Below are 7,690 nucleotides of genomic sequence, written 5' to 3'. Positions count from 1 at the left end.
TACCAGACGCACCGCATCTCGCTTAAACTCATCGCTGTACGTCGGCCGCTGTTGCTTCGCTTGTATGTCCATCTATCGGACCTCCTTCGAGAACCATTATTCCGGCTCCCGCCACTGTCCGAAAGTCCTGGGCTATCGCAGCACGTAGTTAAGCGAGTAATAAAAAATCGACCCAAAAACTCTATTTTATTTATAGTTTCGACAACAGATGAAAATACCTCAGCAAATCTCTCACGTGTTATAGCTACTGTATGTCAAATCTCAGGGGCTAACTATTCACACCAGATATATTGTCTTCCGGTACAAGCCTTGTAGGAAGGAATTTGACCTATGGTGTAAGCTATTAATGACAGAAAATAGCTCGCCGAGATTTCTGCAACTCACTAGCCGCTCTTTTATCCCCTTGGAGTGCGACATGCGTACAGAAGCCGAGATTCAGCGGACCGCCAAGGAATTGGCGGGCATGCTGGGACAATTCAGTGGCAAGGGAGATAACTTTCGTTACGGACTGTTGATCGGCAAGGTGATGGCCCTGGCCTGGTCGCTGGGCGAGCCGGCGGATATGACTCGCCACTACGATCTGGAAGAGTGGATCAACGAACAACGCAGCAAGCGCGGGGTGGCGCCGGTGGCGATGACCGTTGCGAAGGTCATGACCGTGCGGGAGCTCTTGGCCCTGATCAAATCCGACCACGCACTCCGACATGATATGCAGAATGTTTTAGGACGAACCTGGGAACAACAGCTTGACCGGCAGATACGCGTTGAATTCCCGGCCAATCGCCAGGGCCAATACCGCGAAGCGACGATGCGGTGGGACGACGTGTTGGAATAGAAATCAATGCACTGCTGGGCAAGCCAGCCTGTGGTACACTATTCACTATCAAGCTCTGAAAAACATAAAAATGCTCTGGCGATTGGCTAGAATCCTCGGATCTGTGAGAGACCAGCGGCGAATTGCTTGACAATCCCGGCCTCGGCAGCCAAAATCGTCGGGAAATACATGATAGAGAGACTCAGTCTCAATTCGCGAACCGCAGTTTGTAATCCCACCTGGAGATGCCTAATGTCGATCCGTAAATCACTCACACTGCTATGCGCCTTGGCTTTCGCCTGCGAGGCCGGTGCCGCCTGGGCAGTGACGAATTTCACAGAAACATTCAACACCAATGCCAGTGGTTGGCTCGCCGGTACGAACAGTGCCCCGACCTACAATGCCACGGGGGGTGTCGGTAACTCGGGTTACATTTCTTATACAACGACATTCACTTCCGGAACATCGGGCGGCTTCGGCGCTCCTCCACTTCAGATTTTGTTGCGTGGCAATAATGCTGCAAACGCGAGCGGCGATGCCTTCGTCGGCAATTGGCTCACGAGTGGAGTTGACTCGCTCAGTGCCGTGGTTCGACACAACTACTCTTCCGCGTTGAATTTCTACGCACGCCTCGATGCCGGGGGTGGTGCAGCGGCCAGTTTGACTTCGGATGTTCTTTACGCCGTTGAGCCCAACACCTGGACCAAGGTGACGATTCCGATTGTGAACAGCAACCCACCCTTCTCATCCTTCGGGGCCGGAACGTTTAATGGGGTGTTCTCAAATGTTCAGAACGTGCAGCTAGGTTATTACGTGCCGGCGAGCACGACCTTCACCGATTTTCGGATCGACCTCGATAACGTCTCCGTGAGCGTTCCCGAACCTGCATCACTCGGAATGATCGGCCTCGCGCTTGGATCGTTGTTGGCTCTCCGTCCACAACGTCGTTCGGCGAACTAATCAACGCACCCTCAGTCTATTGATCAGCGGCTGGCACTGTGGCAGTGCCAGCCGCTGTTTTTTTGGGGAACCGATGAATTCGCTTGCTTTACTCCTTTTGATCTGACAATAAAACTGCGGCAAATGGCTGGTTTGGCGAAGCTAGCATTGCAATAGAAAGCGGCTAGTTTTTCTCGCGGCCCGATCTGGTTGAAGCCGGCGCAACGGTACCGCCGAAATGAATGATGTGGGCAAATGCAAACATTTCGCCCCGGCTCGTCCTTGCCGTCTATTCACGGTCGATTGTGCTTAGTCTCTTCCTACGTACCGCTTTCGCGCTGCTCGTCGGCCTGCAGGTCAATTGGAGCCGTGCGCAAAATGAGTTGCCGCAGCCGCTGCCTTTGCCGGCGATCGACGAAGCCGTTGTGCCAGCAATCGATGCATGCTCATCGCAGTCTGAGATTGCCGTGGCTGCTTACAACCAAAGCTCTGTGAACTCGGGGATCGCCTTCGGGCAATCTCCGGTCGCGACTCAATTTCAAACTCAGGCTTTCGACGATTTCACGGCCACGCGACTCAATAACAACTTTACGGCTGATCCCGTATTTGATCGCGGACTGGTGATCTATGGTTCGGACGTGGCGCTGAAGATCGGCGGTTATGTCAAAGCGGATCTCATTCACGACTTTGATCCAATTGGGTCCAAAGATTTCTTCGACACGACGACCATTCCGGTGGATGTCGTGCCATATCAAAACACGCGCTTTCATGCGCGGCAATCGCGATTGAGTTTCGACACACGATGGCGGATCGATGGTGAAATCGCGCGGGCTTACATTGAAGGGGACTTCTTTGGAGGCGCTCCTAACGAAAACGACCCTAGTGGTAGTAACTCCCAGAGCAACGACGATTTTCGACTCCGGCAGGCGTATGGCCGACTCGGACGATTTACGGCGGGACAGACCTGGACAACATTCACCGATCCCGCGGCTGTGCCACAGACGATTGACTTCGAAGGTGCGGTTTCAAACGTCAATCGTCGCCAGGGATTGGTGCGCTGGGATCAACCACTCGTGGACGACTTTTTGTTTTGGGCCGTTGCCGTTGAAAATCCGGACATCATGATTGAAGCGCCCTCGGCGGTGACGGGAATGGGCCGCACGGAATCGCCCGATTTTATTACGCGTCTGAGACTGACTCCTGACTGGGGCGAATTTCAAAGCGCGTTTGTGCTGCGTGAGCTCGGTTTTCAGCCAACCAATCAACCGGTGATTACCGAGGAAGCGTGGGGCTTCAACTTCACGGGCTCGTTCCTTTTGCTTGAGGATACGAAAGCCTACTATCAAATCACATTCGGCGAAGGGATCGGCAGCTACCGGGGTTCTCCCGACGTCGTGGCCACGGGACCCGACACGGCCGCTATTCTGCCGATGTTCGGCTGGATGATCGGCATGCACCACGAATGGAATGATTCGTGGACTTCCAATCTTACCTTTAGCGAGCTACGGCTTGATGATGTACCGGGCCAAGCCCCCGACAACTTGGAAGCCACGACCTATCTGGCGATCAATTTGATCGCGAATCCTTATGAACGCGTCTTCTGTGGGATTGAATACCTGTACGGCGTTCGCGAGGACGTAAGTGGCGACAGCGGCAGTGCGAATCGGCTGCAAATCGCCTTTGGCTTTTTCTTGCCTTGAGAGGGCAATGTCCTTGTTACTTGCCGATGGGGCAGGCAACACTTCACTCATTCCTCATACCACACCGCCAGCCAGATCGTCGCTTCATCGGGAGCGGTCCATTCGACGCGGTGTTTTTTGTGGGCCGGGATATTAACAAAATCGCCCGGCTTCAATTCCACGGTCTGATCTTCCAAACGCAGTCGCGCAGCGCCTTGCAAGAGCAGCACCCATTCATGCTCGGGTTGGTCATACCAAAATCCCTCGGGAGAGGCGTTGCCTTGGGAAACAATCCGTTCGATGCGCACGTGCTGCGATTTAACGAGCGTCGTGAAAAGTTCCGCGGGCAGATGGGCTGGGATGTTGGCATAGATGTTTGCAGTGCTACTCATAAGTACGGTTTGGTTTAAGTGTTCAAGCTTTCAAGGCTTACGTTGCGCCATGATACAACTTGTCGTAGGAAATTGGTGCTGACCGCGGACTGCCGCCGGCGGGTAAGATCTCACGAAACAATCCGTCCCTTAACAAATGATTGGCTGCCAGCCACATTTTGCTGAGTGTCTAGGAAAGCGGTCATACAACCAACCCCGATCCGCGGCACTAAGGCCGACCGCAGGTCCGCTTGTCACGAATTCTCCTGGAATTGGGCAGATTTCATTACGCTCCTGCCTTGTTGTAGCGATCATTCGGGTTTTGCGCACAGGGCAAAATCGTTGCTGAAAGTCGAGTTGGCGAGCATACTGAAGTGATATTGCCAATGAGATTGAGGCACCTTCTCCATGGCGGCGACCTTCCCGGAACAAGTACTTCGCGATCCAACTTATGAGATTCTCCAAGCGCAAGCGGCCCTCTTCCCATTTCGGTAAGAAGCGACTCTCTCATCCCGAGCAACTGGAACAGCGGCTCGCCATGGCTGCCGAATCGGTGGGAAATCCGTTTCTGGTCAACGACTTGTTGATCCGCAACCAAACCACCGAGAACTCCGCGCAAGCCGTGGCAGTGAGCAGCGCGAACAAGATTGTCGTCTTTGAAGGCCACAGCGCCTCGGACGACGATGGCGTGTACGCCGAGATCTTCAATCCGTCGGGCACGACCACGTTGGCGACGTTCCGCGTGAATACCACTACGGATGGCAATCAGCATTCTGCGGCAGTGGCAGTCGGCGCATCGGGCGATTTTATTGTCACCTGGGCAGGCCGCGGAATTGGCGATCGCGAAGGCATTTTCTTTCAGCGTTATACGGCAACTGGCACGGCCGTCGGTGGCGAGACGTTGGTGAACACCACGGTTGGCGGTGTTCAAGAAACGCCGATGGTGGCGATTGCCGCAGATGGTTCTTTCACAATCGCATGGGCTGGCGTCGGCACGGGCGACGTGTCGGGCGTCTTCATGCGGCGCTATAGCTCGGCCGGTGTCGCGGCGGCTAGCGAAGTTCGCATCAACACAACAACCACAAGTGACCAGATCACCCCTGATATTGCTTATGACGCAAACGGCAACTTGGTGGCTGCTTGGGCCAGCCGTAATCAAGATGGCAGCGATTGGGGCGTGTACGTGCAACGCTACAATTCGTCAGGAGTTGCGCAAGGCACAGCTTTCGCCGCGAATTCCACGACCAACAACAGTCAGACCAATCCCGACGTGGCCATCGATCCCACGGGCGGATTTCTTGTGGGTTGGCAAAGTTTCAATCAAGACGCCTCGGGCTGGGGAATCGTGGCCCGGCGTTTTACAGCTGCTGGTGCCACCGACGGTGCTGAGTTTGTGATGAATAACGTCACGGCAGGTCACCAAACCAATGTCAGCGTGGCATTTGGCAGCGACGGCAGCTTGCTTTCCACTTGGACCAGCGCCGGCTCGGACGGGGCAGGGTGGGAGATTCTAGCCCGCTCTTATTCGGCCATCGGCGCCGCTGATGGCAATAGCTTTACAGTGAACACGGGCACAACGGGTGCCAATTCTGGACATCAACAATATTCGTTCATCGCTGCCAATGCGATGGATTCGCTGATCGTTTGGTCGGGCAAAGGTACCACGGACCGCGATGGGGTCTACGCCCAGCGCTATGATCTCGACGATGATGAACAGGAAGCTCCGAACATCACACCGATCACCGACAAAACTGCCACAGTGGGCACTCAGTTGGAGATTACTGTGACAGCCACGGATCCCGACGGCGACACGCTGACCTTTACTTTGGATCCGGACAATGCACCCGCCGGGGCAACGATTACCAAAACGAGTGACAGCACGGCGGTCATTCGCTGGACTCCCACCACTGCAGACGAAGACGAGACGATCACCTTCCGCGTCATAGTTACCGACGACGGTGAGCCACCAATGACCGATACCGAGGAATTTGAAGTCACGGTTGCCGAAGCCGGTTTAACCATCGACCTCAACGGTTCCGATGATCTGGGTAATAACAATGCGGCGTCATTCGTGCCAGGAGGTGGCGAAGTCATCATCGTTGATGATGATCTTTCGATATTTTCGCCAAACAACGGGACGATCACATCGGCCAGTGCTCAACTGGCTGCCACACCGGATGGCACGAGGGAATATCTGCAGATCGATACGCTCGACACCAATCTAGTCCCCCTTTACCGGAGTTCTACACGGACCCTTACGCTCACAGGAAATGATACGGCCGAAAATTATGCCCGTGTGTTGCGCACGCTGCGTTACAACAACGTCGCCGAGGGAGCTTCAGGATCGCGTACCGTTTCGATCAGCGTGACTGTGGGTTCAACTGTCAGTAACGTGGCAACCGCATCGGTTGAAATCGCGGCGCCGAACCTCGTGGCGTTCGCCCAAGCACTCACTGCCGCGGGAGCCAAATTCTATGGCGCGGCCTGGTCGGCGGACACGACCGAGCAACGCGAAATGTTCCAGGACGGTGGGCAATATTTGCCCTTCGTGGAAGTGACGAATGCCAACCGCACCCCCAATCAAACGGCCACTGACAACAACATCACGACCTATCCCACATGGGTCTTTGCCGATGGTTCACGCTTAGTGGGTGTTCAAACATTGGAGGAATTGTCGGAACATACGGGGATCGATATTTCGGTCTCGACGCAGCCATTCCTGGCTACGATTCCCAGCTCGACGCTGCTAATCGGTTCGCCACTGTTTATACCGCTAGATGGGTATGATCCTAACGGCGGAACGCTCACTTACAGCGTGACGACCAACAATCCGGGCGTGACGGCAACATTGCAAACCGGCAATCGCTCGGCTCGGATCAATGTGGCCGGTTATGGCGATATGGTTTTTGAATTGTTTGAAGACAAAGCCTCGCGCGCCGCCGAGCGAATGATCGAACTAGCCGAAGATGACTTCTACAAAGACATCATCTTCCACCGCATTATTAATAACTTTGTCATTCAAGGGGGTGACCCCACCGGTACGGGCAGCGGCGGGTCCACGCTTGGAGATTTCGACGATCAGTACCATCCTGATCTGCAACATAATCGTACGGGCCTGCTGTCGATGGCCAAAAGTGACGACGATACGAACGATTCACAATTTTTTATCACCGAAGGCGCTCAACGCACCCTTGATTTTGATCACACGATTTTTGGTCTGATGGTTGAGGGCGAATCCGTCCGCGATGCCATCAGCAATACGGCTACTAATTCCGCCAACAAGCCGCTCACTGATATAGTGATGGAAGGCATCGATATCTTTACGGACGAAGAAAACGCGGTAGTGATGCTCAAGGCAGCCCCTGGAACCACCGGCCCTGTGACGGTTACCGTGACCGTCACTGATCAAAACGGCAATTCGTTCCAGCGCGAGTTTCAGGTGACCGTGGCGAACGACACCGTTAATAATGAGCCGTATTTGGGTACAATTACGAGCCCCATCACTGCCACTCGCAACACGGTTGCCCAAGTGCAGCTGACTTCCACCGACTTGGAGGGAAATCAGGTTTTCTACACGGCTCAAAAAGTCGGCTCGGTGAACTACACCTTCACGGTCAGCGAAACGGGGCTGGTAAAGATCACTCCTCCCACGGATTTCGTCGGCACGATTCAAATCCGCGTGGGCGTCGGCGATACCGCCAATAGTCCGGATGACACACAGCTGATTAGCGTGCAATTCGTCTAAGTCGCCGCACATTAAATGCTTACCAGGATGGGGGCTCTGCGCTCTAAGTGCGCGAAACTTAGCATTTTTCCTAACCGGAAAAATCTTCTTAAACGGCTGTTTCAAACACCCCCTATCTGGGCTACAATCCCCACTAGCCAGG

Annotated in this window: 5 protein-coding genes; 4 read left to right on the top strand and 1 reads right to left on the bottom strand. The window is 54.4% G+C overall.

Annotated elements, in window-relative coordinates; genetic code table 11:
- The first annotated feature begins 415 nt into the window (after positions 1 to 415).
- The 3 genes from AC6T8Q_RS07245 (at position 416) to AC6T8Q_RS07235 (ending at position 3,453) form a co-directional block, all read left to right on the top strand.
- The gene (locus tag AC6T8Q_RS07245) at positions 416 to 835 is read left to right on the top strand and encodes a hypothetical protein (protein ID WP_500678435.1); all 420 of its coding nucleotides are present in this window, start codon (positions 416 to 418) and stop codon (positions 833 to 835) included.
- Between the two features lie 231 nt (positions 836 to 1,066).
- On the top strand, positions 1,067 to 1,774 hold the full coding sequence (locus AC6T8Q_RS07240; RefSeq protein ID WP_500678434.1) for a PEP-CTERM sorting domain-containing protein: 708 nt from the start codon (positions 1,067 to 1,069) through the stop codon (positions 1,772 to 1,774).
- Between the two features lie 221 nt (positions 1,775 to 1,995).
- Positions 1,996 to 3,453, top strand: a complete 1,458-nt coding sequence (locus tag AC6T8Q_RS07235) for a DcaP family trimeric outer membrane transporter (RefSeq protein WP_500678433.1) — start codon at positions 1,996 to 1,998, stop codon at positions 3,451 to 3,453.
- Between the two features lie 47 nt (positions 3,454 to 3,500).
- Here AC6T8Q_RS07235 and AC6T8Q_RS07230 read toward each other — a convergent pair whose 3' ends face one another.
- Positions 3,501 to 3,824, bottom strand: coding sequence for a cupin domain-containing protein (locus tag AC6T8Q_RS07230; RefSeq protein WP_500678432.1), 324 nt, complete (start codon positions 3,822 to 3,824; stop codon positions 3,501 to 3,503).
- Between the two features lie 430 nt (positions 3,825 to 4,254).
- Between AC6T8Q_RS07230 and AC6T8Q_RS07225 the strand changes: the two genes are divergently transcribed.
- Positions 4,255 to 7,548 (top strand): peptidylprolyl isomerase, encoded by a 3,294-nt coding sequence (locus AC6T8Q_RS07225; protein WP_500678431.1) that lies wholly within the window; start codon positions 4,255 to 4,257, stop codon positions 7,546 to 7,548.
- Positions 7,549 to 7,690 lie beyond the last annotated feature (142 nt).

The sequence above is a fragment of the Bythopirellula sp. genome (assembly GCF_041737835.1).
Taxonomy (GTDB): Bacteria; Planctomycetota; Planctomycetia; order Pirellulales; family Lacipirellulaceae; genus Bythopirellula.
The sequence above is the reverse complement of the archived record's forward strand: the minus strand, read 5'-3'. Positions and strand labels throughout refer to the sequence as shown.